The sequence below is a fragment of the Streptomyces sp. NBC_00258 genome, assembly GCF_036182465.1.
Taxonomy (GTDB): Bacteria; Actinomycetota; Actinomycetes; order Streptomycetales; family Streptomycetaceae; genus Streptomyces.
The window spans coordinates 3,357,315-3,382,264 of sequence record NZ_CP108081.1 but is presented as its reverse complement, the minus strand read 5'-3'; the positions used below and the strand labels follow the sequence as shown (position 1 = coordinate 3,382,264).

The 24,950-nt window shown below is 71.9% G+C and carries 17 protein-coding genes and 1 riboswitch; of the genes, 5 read left to right on the top strand and 12 right to left on the bottom strand.

The window, feature by feature from the left end; translation table 11 throughout:
- Positions 1 to 34: 34 nt before the first annotated feature.
- Genes OG718_RS15135 through OG718_RS15120 form a run of 4 tightly spaced genes read right to left on the bottom strand, consistent with a single transcriptional unit; the run spans position 35 to position 5,870 of the window.
- Positions 35 to 2,050, bottom strand: a complete 2,016-nt coding sequence (locus OG718_RS15135; RefSeq protein ID WP_328844370.1) for an acetoacetate--CoA ligase — start codon at positions 2,048 to 2,050, stop codon at positions 35 to 37.
- On the bottom strand, positions 2,047 to 3,696 hold the full coding sequence (gene mhpA / locus OG718_RS15130) for a bifunctional 3-(3-hydroxy-phenyl)propionate/3-hydroxycinnamic acid hydroxylase MhpA (protein WP_328844369.1): 1,650 nt from the start codon (positions 3,694 to 3,696) through the stop codon (positions 2,047 to 2,049). Before mhpA ends, OG718_RS15135 begins: the two co-directional genes overlap by 4 nt.
- Positions 3,697 to 3,743: 47 nt before the next feature.
- On the bottom strand, positions 3,744 to 4,682 hold the full coding sequence (locus OG718_RS15125; RefSeq protein WP_328844368.1) for a fumarylacetoacetate hydrolase family protein: 939 nt from the start codon (positions 4,680 to 4,682) through the stop codon (positions 3,744 to 3,746).
- Positions 4,683 to 4,742: 60 nt separating this feature from the next.
- On the bottom strand, positions 4,743 to 5,870 hold the full coding sequence (locus OG718_RS15120; protein ID WP_143641924.1) for a VOC family protein: 1,128 nt from the start codon (positions 5,868 to 5,870) through the stop codon (positions 4,743 to 4,745).
- Positions 5,871 to 6,006: 136 nt separating this feature from the next.
- Between OG718_RS15120 and OG718_RS15115 the strand changes: the two genes are divergently transcribed.
- From OG718_RS15115 to OG718_RS15100, 4 genes are all read left to right on the top strand, one after another.
- Positions 6,007 to 6,642, top strand: coding sequence for a TetR/AcrR family transcriptional regulator (locus tag OG718_RS15115; protein WP_328844367.1), 636 nt, complete (start codon positions 6,007 to 6,009; stop codon positions 6,640 to 6,642).
- A gap of 92 nt (positions 6,643 to 6,734) precedes the next feature.
- Complete coding sequence (locus OG718_RS15110) at positions 6,735 to 7,379, top strand: TetR/AcrR family transcriptional regulator (protein WP_143641927.1); 645 nt, start codon at positions 6,735 to 6,737, stop codon at positions 7,377 to 7,379.
- 135 nt (positions 7,380 to 7,514) lie between these two features.
- Complete coding sequence (bla, locus tag OG718_RS15105) at positions 7,515 to 8,459, top strand: class A beta-lactamase (RefSeq protein ID WP_328844366.1); 945 nt, start codon at positions 7,515 to 7,517, stop codon at positions 8,457 to 8,459.
- 125 nt (positions 8,460 to 8,584) lie between these two features.
- Positions 8,585 to 9,265: a DUF4328 domain-containing protein gene (locus tag OG718_RS15100; protein WP_143641929.1), complete on the top strand. Its 681-nt coding sequence runs from the start codon at positions 8,585 to 8,587 to the stop codon at positions 9,263 to 9,265.
- A gap of 92 nt (positions 9,266 to 9,357) precedes the next feature.
- On the opposite strand, the gene metE is transcribed toward OG718_RS15100, so the two are convergent.
- The 5 genes from metE to OG718_RS15075 form a co-directional block, all read right to left on the bottom strand.
- Positions 9,358 to 11,679, bottom strand: coding sequence for a 5-methyltetrahydropteroyltriglutamate--homocysteine S-methyltransferase (gene metE, locus OG718_RS15095; RefSeq protein WP_328844365.1), 2,322 nt, complete (start codon positions 11,677 to 11,679; stop codon positions 9,358 to 9,360).
- Positions 11,680 to 11,843: 164 nt separating this feature from the next.
- Positions 11,844 to 12,067: riboswitch (cobalamin riboswitch) on the bottom strand.
- Positions 12,068 to 12,172: 105 nt separating this feature from the next.
- On the bottom strand, positions 12,173 to 13,159 hold the full coding sequence (meaB, locus tag OG718_RS15090) for a methylmalonyl Co-A mutase-associated GTPase MeaB (RefSeq protein WP_328844364.1): 987 nt from the start codon (positions 13,157 to 13,159) through the stop codon (positions 12,173 to 12,175).
- Positions 13,160 to 13,164: 5 nt separating this feature from the next.
- Positions 13,165 to 15,351, bottom strand: a complete 2,187-nt coding sequence (gene scpA, locus OG718_RS15085) for a methylmalonyl-CoA mutase (RefSeq protein WP_328844363.1) — start codon at positions 15,349 to 15,351, stop codon at positions 13,165 to 13,167.
- Complete coding sequence (locus OG718_RS15080; protein ID WP_328844362.1) at positions 15,351 to 17,156, bottom strand: methylmalonyl-CoA mutase subunit beta; 1,806 nt, start codon at positions 17,154 to 17,156, stop codon at positions 15,351 to 15,353. Before OG718_RS15080 ends, scpA begins: the two co-directional genes overlap by 1 nt.
- A gap of 161 nt (positions 17,157 to 17,317) precedes the next feature.
- A complete protein-coding gene (locus tag OG718_RS15075; protein ID WP_186001393.1) occupies positions 17,318 to 18,487 on the bottom strand; it encodes a magnesium and cobalt transport protein CorA in 1,170 nt (389 codons plus the stop codon).
- A 178-nt stretch (positions 18,488 to 18,665) separates the two neighbouring features.
- Between OG718_RS15075 and OG718_RS15070 the strand changes: the two genes are divergently transcribed.
- Positions 18,666 to 19,784, top strand: a complete 1,119-nt coding sequence (locus tag OG718_RS15070) for a winged helix DNA-binding domain-containing protein (protein WP_143641937.1) — start codon at positions 18,666 to 18,668, stop codon at positions 19,782 to 19,784.
- 119 nt (positions 19,785 to 19,903) lie between these two features.
- Here OG718_RS15070 and OG718_RS15065 read toward each other — a convergent pair whose 3' ends face one another.
- From OG718_RS15065 to OG718_RS15055, 3 genes are all read right to left on the bottom strand, one after another.
- A complete protein-coding gene (locus OG718_RS15065) occupies positions 19,904 to 20,551 on the bottom strand; it encodes a LysE family translocator (RefSeq protein WP_143641939.1) in 648 nt (215 codons plus the stop codon).
- A 200-nt stretch (positions 20,552 to 20,751) separates the two neighbouring features.
- Positions 20,752 to 21,543 carry a S1 family peptidase gene (locus OG718_RS15060; RefSeq protein WP_143641940.1) on the bottom strand — a complete coding sequence of 264 codons (792 nt, stop codon included), beginning with the start codon at positions 21,541 to 21,543 and terminating at the stop codon, positions 20,752 to 20,754.
- Between the two features lie 499 nt (positions 21,544 to 22,042).
- Positions 22,043 to 24,913, bottom strand: coding sequence for a helix-turn-helix transcriptional regulator (locus OG718_RS15055; protein WP_328844361.1), 2,871 nt, complete (start codon positions 24,911 to 24,913; stop codon positions 22,043 to 22,045).
- Positions 24,914 to 24,950: the final 37 nt, after the last annotated feature.

Here is a 24,950-nt window from a genome sequence, read left to right as displayed (position 1 = left end):
CGGTGCCGGGAGGGGACGCCCGGCACCGCCCTTCTCACTGACGGGCGGGCTCGGCACCTGTCCGCGCGCGGCGTTCGGCTCCCAGCCGGGCGTAGTAGTCGATGAGTTCGGGCGCGTCGACGGTGGCCGGGTTGACGACCTGCTCGGCGGGCGTGCCCTGGAGCAGCCGCTTGACGGGGACTTCGAGCTTCTTGCCCGTGCGGGTGTGCGGGACGGCCGGGACTGCGAGGATCTCGTCGGGGACGTGGCGCGGCGAGACACCGGCGCGGATCGCCTCACGGATGCGGTGGCGGAGCGCGTCGTCGAGGGTCGCACCGGCCGCCGGGACCACGAACAGCGGCATCCAGTAGCCGCCGTCCGGTTCCTCCGCCCCGATGACCAGGGCCTCGGCGACCTCCGGAAGCCGCTCGACGACATCGTGGATGTCGGCGCTCCCGAGCCGTACGCCGTTGCGGTTGAGGGTGGAGTCGGAGCGGCCGTGCACGATCACCGAACCGTGGGAGGTGAAGGTGATCCAGTCGCCGTGCCGCCACACACCGGGATACGTGGAGAAGTACGCGTCGTGGTACCGGGTGCCGTCCGGGTCGTCCCAGAAGTACAGCGGCATCGACGGCATGGGGCGGGTGACCACCAGCTCACCGACCTGGTCGAGGACAGGGCGCCCCTCGGCGTCGTACGCGGCCAGCGCCACGCCGAGGTGGGGAGCCGACAGTTCCCCCGCCCGGACAGGTGTCGTGGGCGCGCTGCCGGCGAAGCCGGAGACGATGTCCGTTCCGCCGCTGATGGAGGCGAGCAGGACGCGGTCGCCGACGTGGTCGCGGACCCAGGGATAGGCGGAGGCCGGCAGTGCGGAGCCGGTGCAGCCGACCACGCGGACGGACGACAGGTCGTGCACGGACGGGTCGATGCCGAACTTGGCCATCCCCAGCAGGTATTGGGGACTCGTGCCGAAGACGGTGACGCGATGGCGGGCGGCCAGCTCCCACAGGATGCCGGGGCGGGCGAGCGGCGCCGGGCTGCCGTCGTACGTACAGGCCGTGGCGCCCGTCAGCAGGGTGGAGGCGACCAGGTTCCACATCATCCAGTGGGTGGTGGTGTACCAGAGGAGGCGGTCGCCGGGGCCGAGGTCGGAGTGCAGACCCAGGGTCTTCAGGTGTTCCAGGAGGACTCCGCCGTGGCCGTGCACGATGCCCTTGGGCAGGCCGGTGGTGCCGGAGGAGAAGACGACCCAGCGCGGGTGGTCGAACGGTACCGGCGTACAGGCGAGTTGCTCCGTGCGGGTGGCCGCGTCCTCCCACGGCACGGCCAGGGACGGGTACTTCCGGGACAGCCGCGGCAGGCCGATGTGATCCACGAGCACGGCGGCCTTCAACGTCGGTAGCGCGCGGGCCAGTTCGAGGGACGCCTCGCGGCGGTCGTGGGCGGTTCCGTTGAAGAGGTATCCGTCGGCGGAGATCAGGACGGTGGGTTCCAGCTGGGCGAAGCGGTCGGCGGCGGCCTTCGGCGCGTAGTCCTGGCCGCACACCGACCAGACGGCGCCGAGGCTCGCTGCGGCGAGGAACGCCACGATGGCGTGCGGGGTGTTGGGGAGGTAGCCGACGACCCGGTCGCCCATACCGACGCCGAGGTCGCGCAGGGTCGCGGCGACGGAGGCGACCTCGGCACGCAGTTGCCCGGCGCCGACCGGGCGGGCCGAACCGGTCTCGTCCAGCGCGACGATCGCGGGCCGGTCGGGGCTCAGGCCGCGCAGGGCGTGGTGGGTGTAGTTGAGGGTCGCCCCGGGGAACCAGCGGGCACCCGGCATGGCCTCCTCGGCCAGCACCCGCTCGTACGCGCTGTCCGCGTCGATGTCGAAGTACTCCCACACCGCACCCCAGAAGCCCTCCAGGTCCGTGACGGACCAGCGGTGCAGCGCGGCGTAGTCGGTGTGGTCGTCGCCCGTGCCGACGCCCCGGTGCCGGGCGGACCGGCGGGCGAAGTCCACGATGCGGCTGGAGGCCGCGGCCTGCGGATCGGGAGTCATGAAGGGGTCCGGGTACGGCCTGGTCATCGTGCGGCGCTCCTCAACAGGCTTGTGTCGATGGTCCGTTGGGCGGGGAGAGGTTTTCGTGTGCTGTGCAGCAGGGCCGCCCAGCCCGCGGTGTCGGTGAAGTCGTCGGCGCCGGACGGGACGACGTCCATGACGACGCGGTCGGGACGCAACAGCACGGCGTCCGCCCGGCCCTCGCGCAGCCAGGCGGCAAGGTGGCCGTCGTCGCCGAGGCCGGCCACGGGGACGACCCGGGCACCGAGTCCGCCGGCGACCGCCCGCAGCGAGGGCGAGAGCGGTACGGCGGTCAGTACGGCGAAGGAGCCACCGAGCAGCTCGTCGAGACGGACGCGCCGCCCGTCGACGGCCACCCACGGCTGCGGGCAGATTCCGCCCACGAGACCGCGACCGCCCCAGCGGGTCCAACGGAGGGCGCGTCGGCGCACGAGCGGCCCCGCGGCAAGGGCCGGACTGAGGTCACGGGCGGCCGCCGCGGTCAGGCCGGGAATACGGAAGGCCGCGCCCAGGACGCCGCGACGGAGGACGGCGGCACCGTCCTGGCCGCCGGTCATGGCCCAGCCCATCGCGACCGCGAGCCGGATCGCATGACGGGCGTGCGGCTTGCGTTCGCTCTCGTACGTATCCAACAACCGCTCGTCAGCGCCCTGTTGGAGGACTCGGGCCAGCTTCCACGTCAGGTTGTGGGCGTCGCGCATCCCGGAGCACAGCCCCTGCCCGATGAACGGCGGGGTGAGGTGCGCGGCGTCACCGAGCAGGAAGACCCGCCCCCGGCGCCAGCGGTCGGCGATACGGGCCCGGAAGGTGTACTGAGCCTGCCGCACCACCTCGAAGTCGGAGCCGTACGAGAGATCCACCCAGGGAGCGATCAGCTCGCGCAGCCGCTCGTGATCCGCTTCCGGCTCGTCCCGCAGACGGAACTCCCAGCGGTAGCGGTCCTCGCCGATGCGCATGAAGGTCGCGGGCCGGTCGGGATCACAGACCTGTTCCACGCCTTCCCAGCAGCGGACCGGGACGCTCGTGCGCACGTCGACGACCGTCCAGCGCTCCTCGAAGCGCAGGTCCTGCCATCCGGCGCCGACGGCGTCGCGGGTGAGGCTGCCCGCACCGTCACAGCCGAGGACGGCGTCCGCCCACAGGTGTTCCTCGGCGCCGTCCCGGCGGAGGGTCACCCGGACAGGGCCATTGCTGTCCTCGCCGACGTCCACGCCGACGACCTCCACCCCGGTCCACAGATCGCACTCCGGGCGGCGGGCCAGGGCGTCGCGCAGCAGCCGCTCCAGCTCCGGCTGGTCGAACATGCTGGTCTGCGGGAAGCCGTGCGCCCCCTGCTCGGCGCGCGGGAACTCGGCCATCACCCGGTGCCGGGCGTCCAGCAGCCGGAGCCCCCGCGCGGGGCGGGCGATCGCGGTGAACTCCTCGTCGACCCCGGCGGTCTGGAGGATCCTGCGCACCTCGTCGTCGGTGGCGACGGCGCGGGGGAGGGGGTAGACGCCGTGATGGCGTTCGAGGACGACGGTCCGTACGCCGCGCCGGGCGAGCAGGAGGGCGGCGGTCACACCCACCGGCCCGGCTCCGACGATCACCACGGGTACGTGTGCCGACCTGGGCGCGGTGTCCCGTGCTCCGGCGGCCTGGTCGACGGTCATGTGCGGCTCACTTCTGCTCTCGTTTCGCGGTGGTCACTGCGCGTGGGTCATTGCGCGTCGGTCACGGGGGTGCGCTGTTCACCGAGGTCGATCCGCCCGTCCGGCGTGGCGATCGTCGCGGTGATCAGGTCGCCGTCGCGCAGATAGTGCGGATTGCGGGCCTGGCTCTTGAAGAACGCCTTCCACTTCACGGCGGGCGGCAGAAGCGCACCGATCTTCTCGACGGCCTTGGGCGGGGCCTTGAGGGCGGTGCCGCCCGGGGTGCCGGTGAGCAGCAGATCGCCAGGGCCCAGGGTCTGGAAGCGCGCGAGCAGGGTCAGCGCCTGCGCCGGGCGGACGATCATGTCGGCCAGGGTGCGGTCCTGGCGCAGGTCGCCGTTGACCGACAACCTCAGCCGCAGATCGAGGAGATGGGCGAAGTCCTCCGGCTCCGGCAGACAGAGGTAGGGCCCGGCCGGCGTGAAGGTCGGGTACGACTTGCTCTCGTAGAACTGCGTCTTGGTCAGCTGTACGTCACGGGCGCTGACGTCGTTGGCGAGGACGAGCCCGGCCACGTACGAGGGCAGGTCCCGCTCGGTGACGACGGTGCCCACGGGCAGGGGCGCGCCCATCACCAGGCCGAGCTCGATCTCGTAGTCGAGGAACTTCACGTGCGACGGGCGGACGATCGCCTCACCCGGGCCGCTCACCGAGCCGGACGCCTTGCGGAAGAAGGTGGGCGGGATGTCGCCGGTGAAGCCCGAATCGCGGGCGTGGCTGCGGTAGTTGACCATCTGGGCGACCACCCGGCAGGGCGTGGTGACCGGGGAGAGGGCCACCAGGTCGGCGACGGCCGTGCCGGTGTCACCGGAGGCGGCGGCTTCCCGGACGGCGGCGCGGTCGGCCAGCAGGTCGGCGGTGGTGACGGCCTTGGTCTCGATGCGGACGGCGCGCGTGTCGCGCACCACCCACCAGCCGTCGGCGGTGCGCAGGACGTTGGAGCTCATGTCATTGCCTTCATCGGGGGGCGGAGGATCAGGAGTCGGGGGATCAGAGGGCGGGGGGATTCAGGAGTTCACGGCCTTCAGCAGACCCAGCAGGCGTGCCGGGTCCACTTCGTTGTCGCCGCGCAGGGCCTGGACGACGTCTCGGACCCGGGCGGGGGAGGGGCTCGCGCCGAGGAAGTCGCGGGTGGCCGGCGGGCCCCACTGGGCGAGGCCGCTCGTCGACATGGGTGCCCACCCGGGTTCGAGGTCGCGGGAGAACAGGTCGCCGTCGGCGAAGTGCTCCAGCATGAAGCGGTCGGGGTCGCGCCAGTAGTCGAAGAGCTGGCTGCCCTGGATGTGCCGCCCGATGCCCCAACTGCGTTTGTATCCGCGCTCGTTGAGGTACTCCCCGCCGGCCGCGATCGAGTCCAGGTCGGTGACCTGGTAGGCGGAGTGCACATAGCCGTTGCCGGGGCCCAGGTGCATGGCCAGGGTGTGGTGGTCGACGGCCAGAGTGCCCCGGTCGCAGCGGATGAACGCCATCGTCGGGCCACGCTCACGCTGCCCGTCCAGGAAGAGGAAGTCGCTGACGATCATGCCGAGTGTGTCCAGGTACCAGTCCAGCGCACGGCCGAACACCCTTGTCTCCAGGACCACATGGCCCAGCCGCTGGATACGGGACGGCTCGCGGGGCGGGCGCTGCGTGGCGTTCGTACGACGGTGATCGGTGCCGAAGTTGAGGAGCAGCGGCCCCTGTTCGGGCAGCGCCGGCAGATCCTCGCCGCAGTGCACCACGCGCACCGGGAAGCCCGAGGGGTCCAGGAGGTCCACGGCCCTGCCGTCGCCGGGGGCGCCCGTTCCATCGAGGTCCCGCACGTCGGAGCCGGTGGCTCGGGCCAGCCGGTCGAGATCGGTCCGCTCGGCCGCGCGGAACGCCGGTCCGACGAAGCGGGACGTACGCCCCTTGCGGATCACCATGCAGGGCGAGCCGGCGAGGGTGCCGCGCAGCCACAGCTCGTGCTCGGTGCGGGCGGCGACACCGAAGCCGAAGTCGCGGGCGAAGACCTCGGCGCGGTCCAGATCCGGCTTCTCGAACTCCAGCCAGGCCAGGTCGGCCACCTTGATCACGGGGTTTCGGGAGCGCCCGGGGTGCTCGCCCCGCAGGGCGCCCTGCTCGCTGTGGAGGTCCTGGTGGGCTGTCCTGGTCATCGTGTTCTCCAAGCAACATCGCCGTAATGATGAAATCATCAAGTTTGACAATGTCTCCCGTCAAGGGGTCCGGAGCGTTAATTGATGGATTCATCAGAACTGTGATCGGCGTCTGATCCGTGACTAGACTCTGCGCATGCCTACGACAGCCCCACCCGGCAACCGGTTCGAACGGCGTCGCGCCGAGACGCGTCAGGCGCTCGTGCGCGCGGCCCGGCAGATCCTCGCCGAGAACGGTGACACCGGCGTGAGCATCCAGGCGATCGCGGAGCGCGCGGACGTGGGGTTCGGCTCCTTCTACAACCACTTCGCGTCGAAGGCGGAGCTGTTCGACGCGGCCGTCGTGGACGCCCTGGAGGAGTTCGGCCAGACCTTCGACGAGCGCCTGAGCGGGATCGACGACCCGGCGGAGCTCGTGGCCGCGGGCTTCAGGCTCAGCGCCAGAATGGCCGACTCGCATCCGGAGCTGATGCAGGTCCTGCGCCGCCGGGGACTGGAGCATCTCCACTCCGACCGCGGCCTCGCTCCCCGCGCCCTGCGTGACCTGGAGATCGGCGTCGCCTCCGGCCGTTTCTCCCCTGTCGACCCGACCGTCGCGCTGTCCGCGCTGGGCGGGACCCTGCTGTCCCTGGTGGAGCTGAGGTTCACCCGCCCGGACCTGGACGGCGACGAGGCCGCCGTGAACCTGGCCGAGATGGTCCTGCGCATGCTGGGCGTCCCGGCCGACGACGCCCACGACGTCGCCCGGCGGCAACTCCCCGACCTCGGCTGACGAAGGGGTCCCTGCGGCCCCAGGGGGCGTGGCCCTTCACCGTGGGAGAATGACAGGGCCCTTCCCACCCCCTGCATCCGCGAGGACGTGTCGTGCCCAAGCCCGTGGTCCGTGAGCCGTTGCGACGCAATTCGCGTTCCAACCGGGCCCGCATCCTCGCCACCGCCCGACAGGAACTCGGCCGGAACCCCGACGTCACCCTGGAGGAGATCGCGCGGGCGGCCGGCGTGGTCCGCCGTACGCTCTTCGGGCACTTCCCGGGGCGTGCGGCCCTGCTGGACGCTCTCGCCGAGGAGGCGTCCGAGGCCCTGCGCGGAGTCGTGGCCCGGAAACCGGACACGGCGGAGGCACCCGAGCGTGCGCTCGCGCGGTTCGTCCTGTCGATCTGGTCGGTGGGAGACCGCTACCGGCTGCTCCTGGCGCTCGCCCGCCAGGATCTGGGCATGGAGCGGGTGTCCGAGGTGCTGGCCCCGGCCCGTGACGAGGCGACGGCCGTCCTCGAACGAGGGCAGCACGCGGGCGTGTTCCACGACCACCTGCCGGCGGTGGTCCTCAGTTCCGCCCTGGAAGCCCTGACCATCTCCCTGCTCGAAAGCGTCAACACGGGCACGTGGGAGGACGACGGGACGCGGACCGCCGTCGCCACGCTGGTCGCGGCGGGCGTACCGGAGAAGGAGGCGTCCGCGGTCGTCGAGGGCGTGGCGTCGGAGGAACGCGCCGAGGCCGCCGGCGCGTAGGGGCCGTCGCCCTGTGCCGTACGAGCCCGTATGGGTCATATGGGGTCGTACGAGGCCCGTGGGAACCCGTTCGTCATGTCGTGGCGTCTTGATCATCGGAAGGAAAACCACGCCCGCACGAACAGGAAGTACGTCTTGGACACCACAGGATCCAGCCCCGGCTCCCGCGCCCGCTTCAGCTCACGCCCGAGCCGCCGCACGGCACTGGCCCTGGGCGCCGGAGCGGCGCTGGCGGTCACCGTCCCGACCGCGGCGCATGCCTCGACCCTGTCCGGAGAGAGCCTCTCCGGACAACTGAGTGACCTGGAGCGGGAGTACTCCGCACGCCTCGGGGTCTTCGCCCACGACACGGCCACGGGCCGGACCGTGGCCCACCGCGCCGACGAGCGTTTCCCGATGTGCTCGGTGTTCAAGGGACTCACGGCCGCGGCCGTCCTGCGGGACCTCGACCGCGACGGTGAGTTCCTGGCCCGGCGCATCCGGTACACCAAGGAGTACGTCACGGCCGCGGGGTACGCCCCGATCACGGGCACGGACGAGAACGTCGCGAATGGCCTGACGGTCGAGGAGCTGTGCTCCGCCGCCGTCTCCCAGAGCGACAACGGCGCCGCGAACCTCCTCCTGCGCGAGCTGGGCGGACCGACCGCGATCACCCGGTTCTCCCGCTCGACCGGGGACAGGATCACCCGGCTCGACCGGTGGGAGCCCGAGCTGAACTCGGCGGAACCGTGGCGGAAGGCCGACACCACCAGCCCGCGTGCCATCGGGCAGACCTACGCGCGGCTCGTGATCGGCAGGGCGCTCCCGTCCGAGGACCGTGAACGGCTGACCGGGTGGCTGATCGCCAACACCACCAACACCGAGCGCTTCCGCGCCGGACTGCCCAGCGACTGGATCCTCGCGGACAAGACCGGCGGCGGCTCGTCGTACGGAGTCGCCAACGACGTGGGCGTCGTGTGGCCTCCCGGGCGGCCGCCCCTGGTGCTGGCCGTCCTGTCGACGAAGTACGCCGCCGACGGGCCCACGGAAAACCCGCTGGTCGCCCGGGCGGCAGCGTTGGTGGCGGCAGAACTCACCTGACGCGGCAGGAGGAAGCACGCATCACGCCGACGGTGGCCACGAGCCGCCGTCACTCCTCCGCCGGCTCCCCGAGAGCGTGGTCCCCGCCCGCCGGGCGCGGACCACGCGTACGCAAGGATGGCCCGATGAACGATCACATGGCCCGGCCCGTACTGACTCCGGTCCGGGGCCCGGCTCGTATCGCCGTCGCCGCCCTAGTGCTGGCCGGCGCCGCCTGGGCGGCCCGGGCCGTCTGGCAGCTCCGCCTCGCCGCGACCGGGCTGCCGGCCTCCGGGCCGCCGGACCAGGGTGACGGCCGGCACCGCCCGCTGACCTCGCTGGAGGACGGCTACCACCTCGTCAGTTCCCTGGGGGACGGCGCCACGGTGCTCTGCGCGATCGCGTTCCTGTCGTGGCTGTGGCGCGTGCGGGACAACGCGGGCGTCCTGTCGGGACAACAGCCGCGCTACGCCTGGCCATGGGTCTACGCGGGCTGGATAGTGCCCGTCCTGAACCTGTGGATACCCCGCGGGATCGTCGCGGACGTCCACCGCGCGAGCGCCCCGGGGGAACGGCTTCCCCGCGCCGTGAACTGGTGGTGGGGTCTGTGGCTGGCAGGGATGCTGAGCGGGGTGGGGCTGATGTACGCGGACTCCACGGACGACGTCATCGTGCGTGCCTACACGGACGTACACCTGCTGCTGGCGGCCGACGCGGCCGTCGTGGGTGCGGCCGTGGCGTGCGTGTTCGTGGTCCGCGCGCTCACCGCGGCGCAGCAGCCGGGTACGGACGAGCCTCCGCGGCAAGGCGACGCCCGGCTGTCCTAGCCCGCGGACCCGACCGACCGGCCGGGGACACGGTGTCCCCGGCCGGCCGGACAGATCGGACAGATCGGGTCGGTCAGGTCGGGTCGGTCGGGTCAGTCGGTGGTGGGCAGTTCGGCGCGTACCGCCCGGGCTGCCGCGACCAGGTTGTCCAGGGACGCCCGGGTCTCGGGCCAGCCGCGGGTCTTCAGGCCGCAGTCGGGGTTGACCCACAGCCGTTCGGCCGGGATGGCCTCAAGCCCCTTGCGCAGCAGGGCGGCTGCCTCGTCCGTGCTCGGCACGCGCGGGGAGTGGATGTCGTAGACGCCGGGTCCGGCCTCGCGCGGATAGCCGTGGCCGGCCAGTTCGCGGGCGACCTGCATGTGGGAGCGGGCGGCCTCCAGACTGATGACGTCCGCGTCCAGGTCGTCGATCGCCTGGACGATGTCGCCGAACTCGGCGTAGCACATATGGGTGTGGATCTGGGTGTCCGGCCGGACACCCGCGGTGGTGAGCCGGAACGCCTCGGTGGCCCACGCCAGATAGCCCGGGCGGTTGGCGGCACGCAGCGGCAGGGTCTCGCGCAGCGCGGGCTCGTCGACCTGGATGACCGAAGTCCCGGCCGTCTCAAGGTCGTTGACCTCGTCGCGCAGGGCGAGGGCGACCTGCCGGGCGGTGTCGCCGAGCGGCTGGTCGTCCCGGACGAAGGACCAGGCGAGCATGGTGACCGGCCCCGTGAGCATGCCCTTGACGGGGCGCCGGGTCAGGGACTGGGCGTACGTCGTCCAGCGCACGGTCATCGGCTCGGGGCGGGAGATGTCGCCGGCCAGGACCGGCGGACGGACGTAACGGGTGCCGTAGGACTGGACCCAGCCGTGCTGCGTGGCGAGATAGCCGGTGAGCTGCTCGGCGAAGTACTGGACCATGTCGTTGCGTTCGGCCTCGCCGTGCACGAGGACGTCCAGGCCGGTCTTCTCCTGGAACGAGATCACCTCCTGGATCTCGGCCCTGATGCGCTCCTCGTAGCCGGCCGTGTCGATGCGCCCGGCCCGCAGGTCGGCGCGGGCGACGCGCAGTTCGGCGGTCTGCGGGAAGGAGCCGATGGTGGTGGTCGGCAGCAGCGGCAGACCGAGGTGGGCCCGCTGCGCGGCGGCGCGTTCGCCGTACGGCTGCGAGCGGCGGGCGTCGGCGTCCGTGACCGCACCGACCCGCGCCCGCACGGCCGGGTCACGGGTGATGGGCGAGTGCGCGCGGGAGGCCAGGGCGGCCCGGTTGGCGGCGAGTTCGCCGGTGATCGCGCCCGTGCCCTGGGCCAGACCCTTGGCGAGGGTCACGATCTCGGCGGTCTTCTGCCGGGCGAAGGCGAGCCAGCGCAGGATCTGCGGCTCGATGTCCCGTTCGGCGGTGGCGTCGAGCGGCACGTGGAGCAGTGAGCAGGACGCGGCCACGTCGACCCGGTCGGCCAGCCCCAGCAGGGTGCCGAGCGTGGCCAGGGACTTCTCCAGGTCGTTGACCCAGATGTTGCGCCCGTTGACCACGCCCGCGACCAGGCGCTTGCCCGGCAGTCCGCCGACGGCGGCGAGCGCGTCCAGGTTGGCGGCGGCCGCCTCGGTGAAGTCGAGGGCGAGGCCGTCGACCGGGGCCTTGGCGAGCATCGGCAGGGCGTCGCCGAGCCGGTCGAAGTAGGAGGCGACCAGCAGCTTCGGACGGTCGGTGAGCGCGCCGAGGTCGCGGTAGGCGCGGGAGGCGGCGTTCAGTTCGGCGGGCGTACGGTCCTGGACCAGGGCCGGTTCGTCGAGCTGCACCCACTCCGCGCCCGCCGCCCGCAGATCGGAGAGGACCTCGGCGTACACCGGCAGCAGTCGGTCCAGCAGGGTCAGCGGGTCGAAGTCGGCGGCCACACCGGGTGCGGGCTTGGCGAGCAGGAGATAGGTGACGGGCCCGACGAGGACCGGCCGGGCGGTGAGGCCGAGGGCGAGGGCTTCGCGGAGCTCGGCGACCTGCTTGGCGGAGTCGGCCGTGAAGACGGTGCCCGGGCCCAACTCCGGGACCAGATAGTGGTAGTTGGTGTCGAACCACTTCGTCATCTCCAGCGGCGCCACGTCCTGGGTGCCACGGGCCATCGCGAAGTAGCCGTCGAGCGCGTCGGCCTCGACCGCGGCGCGGTGGCGGGCGGGGATCGCGCCGACCATGACGCTGGTGTCCAGGACATGGTCGTAGTACGAGAAGTCGCCGGTCGGCACTTCGTGGACGCCGGCCTCGGAAAGCTGCTGCCAGTTGCTGCGGCGCAGTTCGGCGGCGGTGGCCCGGAGGGCGTCGGCGTCGACGCGGCCCTTCCAGTACCCCTCGATAGCCTTCTTCAGTTCCCGGCCCATGCCCTGACGGGGGTAGCCGTACACGGTGGCCCGTGCCGCCGCGGCTGCGGACTTCGATGTCACGGAACTCTCCTTCGCGAGATGTCTCCCTGAGATCCCGGCGACGGGACGTGAGCGCGAAGGGGTGACGAACCCGGCGGAAGTACCTCGCGCGGCAAGGCGCGGTCGTCCACCGGATATGTACGCCGACCCGCCCACGAGGTCACCGGGATGTCCGTACGCGATCGGTCACGCACGGGCAGATGGCAGGTCTTCGGACTCGCGAGCACGTCCTCCGTACGGAGGACACCTACTGGCCGTCGCTTCCCAGGCCCCGCTTCTCGGGGTCCAGTGCGTTTGACGGCGGTCGTTCCCGCTCACCGCTGCGGGGCAGTCCCGGATTCCCACCGGGTTCCCTCTTACGACGCATCCCGCCTGGCGGACGGGGCGAACCAGCTGCACCGGTCAGCCTAGGGGGCGCGGCCTCGCGACGTGAAACGTTTCCCATATGCCGGACGGCCGTACGAGACACCGCCCAGGTGAACCGGACGGGCGTGGAGCGGTTGCCCGGTCCGGCTCAGCCCGTGTTGCCGCCGAACGCCCGAAGAATGCGCTCGGCGGCGAGCGTGGCCGTCAACTCGCCGTTCCTGACCCGCTGTTCGAGATCGGGTCCGAGGGCGCGCACGGCGGGGTCGGCGTGCAGGCGGCCGAGGAGTTCGTCGCGCACCATCGTCCAGGTCCAGTCGACCTGCTGGTCACGGCGTTTGGCGGCGAGACGGCCGGACGAGTCGAGAAGCGTACGGTGCTGTTCGAGACGCTCCCAGACCGTGTCCAGGCCCGTCGACTCACGGGCGCTGCAACTCAGCACCGGTGGCGTCCAGGCGGCGTCGGCGGGATGCATCAGCCGCAGCGCACCCGCCAACTCCCTTGCCGCGCCCCGGGCGTCGCGCTCGTGCGGGCCGTCCGCCTTGTTGACGGCGATCACGTCCGCCAGCTCCAGGACACCCTTCTTGATGCCCTGCAACTGGTCCCCGGTACGGGCGAGCGTGAGGAGCAGGAAGGAGTCGACCATGTTCGCGACGGCGGTCTCGGACTGGCCGACACCGACCGTCTCGACGAGGACGACGTCGAAACCGGCCGCCTCCATCACCACGATCGACTCCCGGGTCGCCTTGGCGACCCCGCCGAGCGTGCCGGCGGTGGGGGAGGGCCGGATGAAGGCCGCCGGGTCGACGGCCAGGCGTTCCATCCGTGTCTTGTCGCCCAGGATGGACCCGCCCGTCCGGGTCGACGACGGGTCGACGGCGAGCACCGCGACCCGGTGCCCGAGCGAGGTGAGCAGCGTGCCGAACGCGTCGATGAACGTCGACTTGCCCACACCCGGGACACCGCTGATACCGATCCGCCGCGCCTTCCCGCTGTGCGGCAGCAGCTCGGTCAGCAACTCCTGCGCCATCGCCCGGTGCTGGGGCCTCGTCGACTCGACGAGCGTGATGGCGCGGGCCACCAGCGCCCGCTTCCCGTCGAGCACGCCCTTCACATAGGTGTCGAGGTCGATCGCCATGGGGCTCAGAGGTCGTGGCCGAGGTCGGTGGCCAGGCGCTCGACCAGGTCGTACGCCGCGTCCGGGATCACCGTCCCGGGTGGGAAGACGGCCGCCGCGCCCATCTCGATCAGCGTGGGCACGTCCTGCGGCGGAATCACCCCGCCGACCACGATCATGATGTCCTCGCGCCCCTCCTCCGCGAGCGACTCCCTGAGCGCCGGTACGAGGGTCAGGTGCCCGGCGGCCAGCGAGGACACCCCGACGATGTGCACGTCCGCCTCGACGGCCTGGCGGGCCACCTCGCCCGGCGTCTGGAACAGCGGGCCGACGTCCACATCGAAGCCGAGGTCGGCGAAGGCGGTCGCGATCACCTTCTGGCCGCGGTCGTGGCCGTCCTGGCCCATCTTGGCCACCAGGATGCGCGGGCGGCGGCCCTCGGCCTCCTCGAAGGAGTTCACCAGCGTGCGGGTGCGCTCGACGGACGGGGACTCGCCGGCTTCGGTGCGGTACACACCGGAGATCGTACGGATCTGGCTCGCGTGCCGCCCGTACACCTTCTCAAGGGCGTCGGAGATCTCTCCGACGGTGGCCTTCGCGCGGGCCGCGTTCACGGCCAGCTCAAGGAGGTTGCCCTGACCGCCCGCCGCCCGGGTCAGGGCGTCCAGCGAGTCCTGGCAGGCCCGCTCGTCGCGCTCCGCGCGCAGCCGCCGCAGCTTCTCGATCTGCTGGGTGCGCACGGAGGAGTTGTCGACCTTGAGGACGTCGATCTGCTCGTCGGTCTCCACGCGGTACTTGTTGACGCCGATGACCGGCTGGCGCCCGGAGTCGATGCGGGCCTGGGTGCGGGCCGCGGCCTCCTCGATGCGCAGCTTGGGGATGCCCGCGTCGATGGCCTTGGCCATGCCGCCCGCCGCCTCGACCTCCTCGATGTGCTGCCAGGCCCGGCGCGCGAGGTCGTACGTCAGCCTCTCGACGTACGCGCTGCCGCCCCACGGGTCGATCACCCGGGTCGTGCCGGACTCCTGCTGGATCAGCAGCTGGGTGTTGCGGGCGATGCGGGCCGAGAAGTCGGTGGGCAGGGCGAGGGCCTCGTCGAGGGCGTTGGTGTGCAGGGACTGCGTGTGGCCCTGGGTGGCCGCCATCGCCTCCACGCACGTACGCGTGACGTTGTTGAACACGTCCTGCGCGGTCAGCGACCAGCCCGAGGTCTGCGAATGGGTGCGCAGGGAAAGGGACTTGGCGTTCTGCGGGTCGAACTGCTTGACCAGCTTGGCCCACAGCAGGCGTGCCGCCCGCATCTTGGCGATCTCCATGAAGAAGTTCATGCCGATCGCCCAGAAGAAGGAGAGCCGGGGTGCGAACGCGTCCACGTCCAAGCCCACTTCGCGCCCGGCCCGGATGTACTCCACCCCGTCCGCGAGCGTGTACGCCAGCTCCAGGTCGGCCGTCGCGCCCGCCTCCTGGATGTGATAGCCGGAGATGGAGATGGAGTTGTAGCGCGGCATCCGATGCGAGGTGAAGGCGAAGATGTCGGAGATGATCCGCATCGACGGCTTCGGCGGATAGATGTAGGTGTTGCGGACCATGAACTCCTTGAGGATGTCGTTCTGGATGGTCCCGGCCAACTTCTCGGGCGGTACGCCCTGTTCCTCCGCGGCGACGATGTAGAGCGCCAGAACGGGCAGCACGGCGCCGTTCATCGTCATCGACACGGTCATCCTGTCCAGCGGGATGCCGTCGAAGAGCTGCCGCATGTCGTAGATGGAGTCGATGGCGACACCCGCCATGCCGACGTCACCGGTCACCCGCGGGTGGTCGCTGTCGTAACCCCGGTGCGTGGGCAGGTCGAAGGCGACGGACAGACCCTTCTGGCCGGCCGCCAGGTTCCGCCGGTAGAAGGCGTTGGACTCCTCGGCCGTGGAGAAGCCCGCGTACTGCCGGATCGTCCAGGGCTGGTTGACGTACATCGTCGGGTACGGGCCGCGCAGATACGGGGCGACGCCCGGGTACGTACCCAGGAAGTCCAGGCCCTCCAGGTCCTGCCCGGTGTAGAGGGGCTTGACCGCGATGCCCTCCGGGGTCTCCCAGAGGAGGTCGTCGCCGCCGGCCGCCTTCTTGACGGCATCGCGCCACTCGTCGGGGCCGCCGTCCGCTGTCGGGACCCCCAGTTCGATCCCGGAGAAGTCGGGGATCGGTCCCGTCGGTTTCATCAGGACACTCCCATGCGGTCGAGGGTGGCGGACAGTACGGCTACGGCGTCACAGCCCGCGAAGACGTAGTCGTCCACACCGGGGTACTGCCCGGGACGTCCGGCGAGGAACACATGCGCGGCGCCGGCCGACTTGAGGGACGCGGTGACCTCGGCGGCCCGCTCCTCGTACAGCGCGTCGCTGGAGCACAGACAGGCCTCGGTGGCTCCGCTGTCCTCGAAGGCGCCTTCGAGGACGGGTTCGATGCCGCCCGCCTGGAACAGGTTCGATGCGAACGTGAGGCGGGCGGTGTGGGCGGCGGCCGGGCCGAGGGCCGCCAGGAAGATCCGCGGCCGGGTGCCGCTCGCCGCCAGGTGGGCGTCGGAGCGGGCACGCAGGGCCTCGTACGCCTCGTCGCGGCGCACCCGGGGGAGTCCGCCGGACGGCGGCTCGGGTGCGGGCTCACGTGCCACCGACCGCTCGGCGAGATGCGGGAACTCGCTGACCCCGGTGACGGGCTCGCGCCGCTTGGCCAGCTTCGCGCTGCGTGCCTGCCAGGTGGCGGCCAGTTCCTGGCCGACGAGCCCCGACCGCAGGGCGGCGGCCTGCCCACCCGCCCGCTCGATGGACTGGAAGAACTCCCAGCCCGCGTGGGCGAGTTCGTCGGTGAGGCGCTCCACGTACCAGGAGCCGCCCGCCGGGTCGATCACCCGGGACAGATGCGACTCCTCGACCAGGATCGTCGAGGTGTTGCGGGCGATCCGGCGTGTGAACGCGTCCGGCAGGCCGAGGGCGTGGTCGAAGGGCAGCACGGTGACGGACTCGGCGCCGCCCACTCCGGCGGCCAGTGTGGCGACCGTGGCGCGCAGCATGTTCACCCACGGGTCCCGGCGGCTCATCATCACCGGCGAGGTCACCGCGTGCTGCACCTGCCCGCCCGGCGCCCCGCAGACCTCGGCGACCCGCGCCCAGAGCCTGCGCGCCGCGCGCAGCTTGGCGATGGTCAGGAACTGGTCGGCGGTGGCCGCGTACCGGAACTCCAGCTGCGCACAGGCCTGTTCGACGCTCAGCCCCGCCCCGGTCAGCTCCCGCAGATAGGCGACACCGGTCGCCAGCGAGCAGCCCAGCTCCTGGCCGGCGGACCCGCCGGCCTCGTGGTACGGCAGCGCGTCGACCGTCAGCGCCCGCAGCCCCGGGTACTCCTCGGCGCACAGCCGCGCGAGAGCGGCGACGGGCGCGAGGTCGAACCCGTCGTCTCCCGTACGGGCCTCATGGCCCAGGGGATCGGCGCCGAGGTTGCCACGGGCGGCGTCGCGCGCGACGCCCCGCTCCTCGTAGATCCGCAGCAACTCCCGTGCGGCGGTCTCGACTTCACGCCCCGCTTCCAGGACGACAGGCGCCAGGTCGAGGTAGACGCCGTCCAGGACCGTGCCGAGCGACGACACGGGGAAACCGCCCGCGCCGACGGCCAGCCACAGTGAGGCGACCCCGTTCTCCAGGTCCGCGAGGACCGCGCCGTTGTCGGCGGCCGTGTGCCGCTGCCGTACGTCCCAGCCGCCGAGGGTGTTGCCCTCGGCACGGCCGCCCCTCACGAAGGGGGCGAAACCGGGCAGGCCGGGATCCGGCGCGGAGTCGTGTGCGCTGTAAAGAGGGCGGGCGCGCAGCCCGTCCTCGAGCGTGGTGGACAGGGCGTCCTCAGCTGCGCCGTCCGAGACTTCCTTGCCCGACTTGCGCAGTACGCCCGCCACGAGGCGTTGCCACTGCTCATGGGTCGCGTCAGGGAACTCGGCGGCCAGCGAGAGCCCGTCGTCAGGCAGGACCGTCATGCTCGGATGCTAGGTCAGATCCACAGGTGAGCAGCAGAGGGACCCGCTGTGACCTTGACCTCGCAGGGGTCCTCTTGATCCGTGGACGGGGTTCGTACTACGGGCCACGGCGGCACGTACGAGGGCACACCGCGTCACTGTGCGGCGAGTCCGGCCGGTCCCTAGAGCCAGTCCCGGCGCTTGAAGATGAAGTACAGGCTCACGCACACCACGGCCATCAGGCCGATCGCGAAGGGGTATCCGAAGGTCCAGCCCAGTTCCGGCATGTCGTCGAAGTTCATGCCGTAGATCGTCCCGACGAGCGTGGGGGCGAAGAGGATGGCGGCCCAGGACGAGATCTTCTTGATCTCCTCGTTCTGTTCGAAGCCCGCCTCGGCCAGGGCTCGCATCTCCGCGTTCTGCTGCTGGGTGACCAGGGTCGCGTTCACGGTGAGGATGTCCGTGAGGGCCTGGCGGAAGCCGTCCACGCGTTCGCTGGTGTGGGTGACGTGGTCGGCGACGTCGCGGAGGTAGCGCTGGAGCTCCTCGTCGGTGCCGTACTTGGCGAAGCCGGCCATCAGGCCGTGCAGCATGCCGACCAGGGGGCGGGTGGCGCGCTGGAACTCCACCATCTCGCGGGAGAGTTCGTAGATGCGCCGGGACACCCAGGGGTCGCCGCCGAAGACCTCGGTCTCGATCTCGTCGATGTCGTTCTGGACACCGGAGACGACCGGGGCGTAACCGTCCACGACGGCGTCGAGGATCGCGTACAGAACCGCCTCCGGGCCGAGTTTCAGCAGCTCCGGTGTCTCCTCCATGCGGCGGCGCACGGCGGAGAGGTCGGGGGCGGCGCCGTGCCGGACCGTGATCAGGAAGTCGGGGCCGATGAAGACGTGCAGCTCACCGAAGTCGACCTCCTCCGACGCGTCGAGGTACCGGGCGGCGCGCAGCACGACGAAGAGCGTCTCGCCGTAGCGCTCCAGCTTCGGCCGCTGATGGGCCTCCATCGCGTCCTCGACCGCGAGCGGGTGGAGGTCGAACTCGGCCGCCAGGGAAAGGATTTCCTCCTCCGTCGGACGGGCCAGGCCGATCCACGCCATGCCGTCCGGCTGCTCGCGCAGCTCACGGAACGTGTCCGCGAGGGTGGCGGGGTTCGCGACCCGCGTCCCGTCGCGGTAGAGCGCCGCCTGTACGACGCTGCCGGACTCCGCGGGAGCCGGCTCGGCGGGGGCCGGACGTGGCGCCGGCGGATCCGCCGGCGGTGGCGTCGCCTCGGGCACGGCGCGCCGCCACACCGGCTTTCGGCCGCCCCCCGAAGGCGGCACGGGGCGGCGGGCTCGGCGGTCCGACATCGCGGCGGCCTCCCTGTTGGTGTCTCGACGGGTCGCGTCCTTCGAACGTGTCGAACGTCCGTCTCGGCGATCACCGAGCAGGATATACGGGTCAAATGGCGTGAGCGGGGGCGCGGGGTAGGGGATCGGCAAGGGTTGCGGACAGAACTTGTCCGCAAGTCCCGATAGCGTGCGGAGCATGACGAAGACGACCTCGACCGCCCCCGTGCTCAGCGTCCGTGAGCTGAACCGCGCGACGCTCGACCGGCAGCTGCTCCTGCGCCGGGCCACCCTGTCCGCGACGGATGCCGTCGAACACCTCGTCGGCCTCCAGGCGCAGAACGTGAAGCCCCCGTACTACGCCCTCGCCGCCCGTCTGGAGGGATTCGCGCCCGAGGAGCTCTCGGCCGCCATGGAGGCGCGCGAGGTCGTGCGCATCGTGACCATGCGCTCCACCATCCACACCCACACAGCCGACGACTGCCTCACGCTGCGGCCGCTCGTGCAGGCCGCACGGGAGCGGGAGCTGTACGGCTTCCGCCACGGGCTGGTCGGCGTGGATCTCGACCGGCTCACCGCGATCAGCCGGGAACTCGTCGAGGCCGAGCCGCGCACCCTGAAGCAGTTGCGCGAGGCACTGCTCGTCGAATGGCCGGACGCCGACCCGCTGGCCCTCGCCATCGCGGCCCGCTGCCGGCTGCCCCTCGTCCAGGTCACCCCGCGCGGCATGTGGGGCCGCAGCGGACAGGTCGCGCTCACCACCGCCGAGCACTGGCTCGGCCGGCCCGCGGAGCCCGCGCCCGCCCCCGACGCCACCGTCCTGCGCTATCTCGCCGCCTTCGGCCCCGCATCCGTCAAGGACATGCAGACCTGGGCCGGTCTGACCCGGCTGCGCGAGGTCTTCGAACGGCTGCGGCCGCAACTGGTCACCTTCCGCGACGAGCACGGCGTCGAGCTCTTCGACCTGCCGGACGCCCCCCGCCCGGACGCGGACACACCGGCCCCGCCTCGGCTGCTGCCCGAGTTCGACAATCTGCTCCTCTCGCACGCCGACCGCTCCCGGGTGGTGTCCGCCGACTACAAGGGCCGCTCCTGGCAGGGCAACCAGGCCTACTGCACGCTCCTCGTCGACGGGTTCCTGGAGGGCGTGTGGCGGCTGGAGGAGTCCCCCGACGAGGCCGTGATCACCATCGAGCCCTTCGGCACACTCAGCCGGCGGCAGCGGGACGAGGTGGCCGAGGAAGCGACGCGGATGCTGTCGGTGCTGAGCACGGCGTCCTCGTACGACATCCGGTTCGGGACCGTCGTACGGGGCTGACCGCGGAGACGGGACGCGACCGGTGCGGAGACGGGCTGTAACGCGACCGGTGCGGATACGGACGGGGTGCGACCGGTGCGGGAGAGAGCGCGGCCGGGGTGGGAGGGAGCGCTCGGGGGTCAGTCCGCGCGGCCCGTGGTCGCGACCGTCACCCCGAGGCCGACCATCGTGAGGCCGCCCGCGCCGCCGATCATCGACAGCCGGCGGTCCGAGCGGGCGAACCAGTTGCGGGCCGTGGCCGCGGTCAGGCCCCACAAGGTGTCCGTGACCAGGCCGATGGTTATCGGGATCAGGCCCAACACCAGCATCTGCAAGGGCACTTGACCGGCCGAATGGTCGACGAACTGCGGGAGCACAGCGGCGAAGAAGACGATGCCCTTCGGGTTGGTGACACCGACGAGGGCGCCGTCCAGGACCGTCCGCAGATCGCCGCGGGCGGGTGCGTCGGCGCGCTCCGTGATGTCCGACGCCCGCATCTCCTTGCGGTGCCGGAACGCCTGGACGCCGAGGAAGACCAGATAGGCGGCCCCCGCCAGCTTCACCGCCATGTAGACGGTGACCGACCGCTCCACCATCGAGCCGATGCCCACGGCGACCGCCACGACCAGCAGATACGAGCCGAGGACATTCCCGAGCGCCGTCGCCACCGCCGTGCGCCGGCCGTGGGCGAGCGCCCTGCCGATCACGAACAGCACGCTCGGCCCCGGGATCATGACCACCAGCAGCGACATCGCCGCGAAGGCCAGGAACCGATCCGTCGACACCATGCCCGTCACCCCCACCTCACCTGTCACCACGCCGTCACCCGCACCGGAACCCATTGAAACAGGCGCCACCGACAACGCACCCCGGACCGGTCCGGGCACATGGAAAGGGGGCGTTGCGGGCCGCTCGTGGAGGCCCGCAACGCCCCCTGGCTCAACCTGAGTCGCGCTCAGGAAGTCATCGGGACGGCACTACGTGAGTGCTAGGAGTTGACCTGCGTCGTCACCAGGCTGGAGAAGGTGGTCAGGCGGCTGTAGACGCCGGGGTAGGAGGCGTCCGCGCAGCCGTAGCCCCACGAGGTGATGCCGGCGAGCTTGCCGCCGATGACGAGCGGGCCGCCGCTGTCGCCCTGGCAGGTGTCCACGCCGCCGGAGGTGTAGCCGGCGCAGACCATGTCGGAGGAGATGTAGGACGAGCCGTACGCCGAGGAGCAGGTGGCGTTCGAGACGGTCGGGACCGTGGCGGTGCGCAGTTGGTTGGAGGAGGAGCCGCCCGAGCTGGTGGTGCCCCAGCCGAGGATGCGGGCGGTGGCGCCGGCCGCGTACACACTGGTCTCGGAGGAGGAGACGTAGCTGATGGGCGTGTACGGCATCGAGGTCGACAGGGTCAGGACGGCGACGTCGTCACCCTGCTCGGCGTCCACGTAGCTCGGGTGGATCCATATCTTGCTGACCCGGCTGACCGTGCCGTTGGTGCCGTTGCGGTAGGTGCGTCCGCCGACGACTCTGACGCTGCTCGTGGTCTCGTCGACCATGCAGTGGGCGGCGGTGACGACCTTGGTCGCCGACACCAGGGTGCCGCCGCAGAACTGGTTCTGCGAGGAGTCGGTGATCTGCATGACGTACGGGTACGCGGCCGCCGTGGTGGTCGAGCCGCCGACGATGGGCTGGGGAGCGGCGCTCGCGGTGGTCGCACCGAGCAGACAGGTCGTCGCGGCGGCGGCGACCGCGGCGGTGACGGCGGCGGCCTTCTTGGCAAGAGTGAGCCCGAACATGGTTCTCCTCAGGAGTGCCGGTGGGGGGTGCACTGTGGGGGTGGAGCGACAGCCTGCGGGGCGGGTCCCACGCTAGAAGCGGACCTGCTCTCTCCCCAATGAGGGAACTCCCTGCGGGAGTTGACGAGGGAAAACCCTCGGTCACGACCTGGCCTGTCCCTCCGGGCCGAGGGCCGAGGGCCGAGGGCAGTTGGCGGGGCACGGGTGCGCCGACGCGGCGCGACGGGAGGGCGCCCGCGCCCCGTCCGCCGCCCGCACGTCCGGCGAGCGTCTCCCGGCTTTCGTCCACCGGCGGGCATCTGCCGGCTTCGGCCTCCCGCCGACGGTCTGCCCGCCCGGGCGAGTACCTGACGGCAGGCGTCCGGAGCCGGGCGGGCACCACTTCCCAGCGGCCGCCCGCACCCGCCGGGCACAGCTTCCCAGCGACCGCCCACATCCCGACGGCCACCCGTACCCGGCTCAGCCCACCGGCCTCAACCCCCGCACATGTACAGCGAGTTCAGTCCCCCCGCCGCTGCCCCGCGGCCAGCCTCACGATGTCGACCCGGGACCGGATCCCCAGTTTTCGGTACACCCGTGTGAGCGTCGCCTCGACCGTTTTCACGCTGATGAACAGGCGGGCGGCGATCTCGCGATTCGTGGCGCCCTCCAGGACGAGCCCCGCGACCTGGCGTTCCGTGGAGGCCAGTCGGTCGAGGTGCGGCAGGAGGGACTCGGGAGCCATCGCGGCAGGGCCGGCGGGAGCGGGGGCGGTCACGGAGGCCGCCTCCAACTGCCGAAGCCAGGGCACCGCCTTGCAGCGTCGGAACAGCCGTGCAGCCTCGTCGTACGAGCCGCGCCCCGACTGCTCCGCCCGCAGCCGGGCCAGCGCGAGGGCGGCCCGGGCCTCCTCCAGCCCGTAGCCGAGCTGCGCCAGTCGGTCCTGTGCCGAGGTCAACTGCTGTGCGGCCGCCTCGTACTGACCGGCCGCGGCTTTCACCAGGGCCTCGGCCCGGTCCAGTACGGCGAGGACGCTCGCCCGCCGGAGCCGTACCGCGTGCTCGCGTGTGGCGGTGATGACGTCCTGCGCCTCCGCCGGTTCGCCGACCAGGACGAGCGCTTCGGCGAGGTCGCCGTGCCAGCGGCCCCGCGCGGGGTCGAAGATGCCGAGCCCCTGCTCCAACTCCCGTGCCCTGCGCAGCGATTGGACCGTCCCGGCGGCGTCACCGGCCACGAGCTGGGCATGCCCGAGCGCGCCCAGTGCACGCGAGAGGTAGATCAGGTCGCCGTCGTCCTCGGCACGGCGCACCGCGTCGCCGGCCAGCACGAGCGCCCGGTGCACGTCCCCGCCCGCGGCCTCGGCGAGCGAGGTGAACATGTTGCCCGCGGCCTCGCCGATGCCGGTGTCCCGGGCGAGCCGCAGGCTCTCGTGGGCGAGGTCGAGGGCGCGGGCGCAGTGTCCGGAGCGCAGTTCGGTCTCGGCGAGTCCGCGCAGGAAGTGCACCTCGCTCTCCACCATGCCGCGCCGCCGCACCTCGCCGAGGAGCCGGGTGATCGTCGTACGGGCGTCGGTGAGCTGGTCGCTCATGATCTGCCAGCGGAACCGGGTGGCCCCCGCGCCGTTGTGGTCGCACGCCACCCGCAGGTCCTGCGGTTCCGCGAGGGCCTTCTCCAGGGTCGCCGGGGCCGCCGGGTGACCCATCAGGGTCTCCATCTGGGCCTGGAAGGACAGGGCCATCAGCTCGGTGCTCCGGTCACCGGCGATGGCGGCGAGCCGGGCCGCGTGTGCGGCCTCCTCGCGGCCCTTGGCCATCTCGCCCTCCACGAGCAGCGCCCGCCACGCCAGTTGGTAGCGGACCAGGGCGAGCAGCCGCGGATCCTCGCCCGCGTCCGCGAGGGCCTGCGGGAACACGGCCTCGACGTCGGCCATCGCCTGCCCCGCCGAGTCGATCACCACCATCCAGGCCCGTACCCGGACCGCCGGATCGGTCGCCCGGTCCAGCACGTCTCGGGCCACCTCCCGGGCGAGGTCGATCTCGCCCGAGGTCAGCGCGTCCTCGGCGGACTTCAAGCGCCGTTCGTCCGCGCCGGGCCCGCCGTCCGGCGGGGTGTGCCGGGCGGCGAGCAGCCCGAGCTGGGCCGCGACCGAGGGGGCGCCACGGTCCCGGGCGAGCGCCGCCGCCTCGGAGAGCCGCGCGGCGACCTGCTCGTCGGTGCCGGTGGTGGCCAGCGCGAGATGGCGGGCCCGCTCGATCGGGTCGGAGGCCACCGTGGACAGCGCCGCGTGGGCGGCCCGCCGCTCCTGGGGCGTCGCCTGTGCGTACAGCGCGGCCGAGACGAGCGGGTGCGCGAAACGGACCGCGCCCTCCTGCCCGTCCGGGCCCTGGCCGTCGGGACCCTGGGCCGCCACCAGGCCGAGCGAGGCCGCGAGCGCGATCTCCGCCTCCGCGTTCGTACGGCCGGCGGACCCCAGCAGGGTCTGCGTGGGGCGGGCTCCCGCGCTCGCGACCAGCAGGGTCTGCCGGGCCTCGGTGGACAGCAGTTCCAGGCGGCTGAGGACGAGGGCACGCAGCGAGGTCGGCACCGGCAGCGGCTCGCCGGGGCGCGGCGGCGTCGGGCTCTCGGCCAGGGCGCGGGCGAGCTCCAGGGCGAACAGCGGGTTGCCGCCGCTGGTGTGGTGGATGTCCCGCAGCGTCGAGCGGCCCAGACCGGTGTAACCGCGGGCGACCAGCAGCTCGGACACCTGCGGCCGGGACAGCGGGGTCAGCCGCAGGGCCAGCGCCTCCGGCGGATACGCGCGTAGATACGGGTCGTGTTCTTGTTCCTTCGGTTCGGTGCCGGTACGCACCGCGCCGAGCATCCGCACCGGCATCCCACCGAGGCGGCGGGCCGCGAAACCGAGCAGCTCGGCGCTGGGCGCGTCCAGCCACTGCAGGTCGTCGGCGACGAGGAGGACGGGGCCCTTGGCCGCCAGCGCGCGCAGCACCGAAAGCACCGCGAGCCGCAGCGCGAGGCCGTCCTGGTGCAGGGACGATTCGGCGCGGCCGGTGAGCGCCGCTTCGAGCGCGGCCTGCTGCGGGGCGGGCAGCGCGTCGGCGACCTCGTCGGCGACCAGGCCGAGCAGATCGACCAGGGCGAGGAACGGGAGATGGGATTCGGACTCGGTCGCGGAACAACGCAACACAGTCCGGGTCGATTCGGCGTATTCCGCAGCCATTGCCCGCAGGACGGTCGACTTTCCTATTCCGGGCGGACCGTGCAAGAGAAGGCTGCCCCCTCGGGAGAGCTGCTCACGGGCTCGTCTGAGCACCTCGTCCCGCCCGACGACCTGCTCGGAACGGGGTCTGACAGGCTCCTCGAAATCCCGTCGCACGCGCACCGCTCCCCTCATGTCGTGTTCGGCTCAATATTAAGCAAAGAGCCGTTGA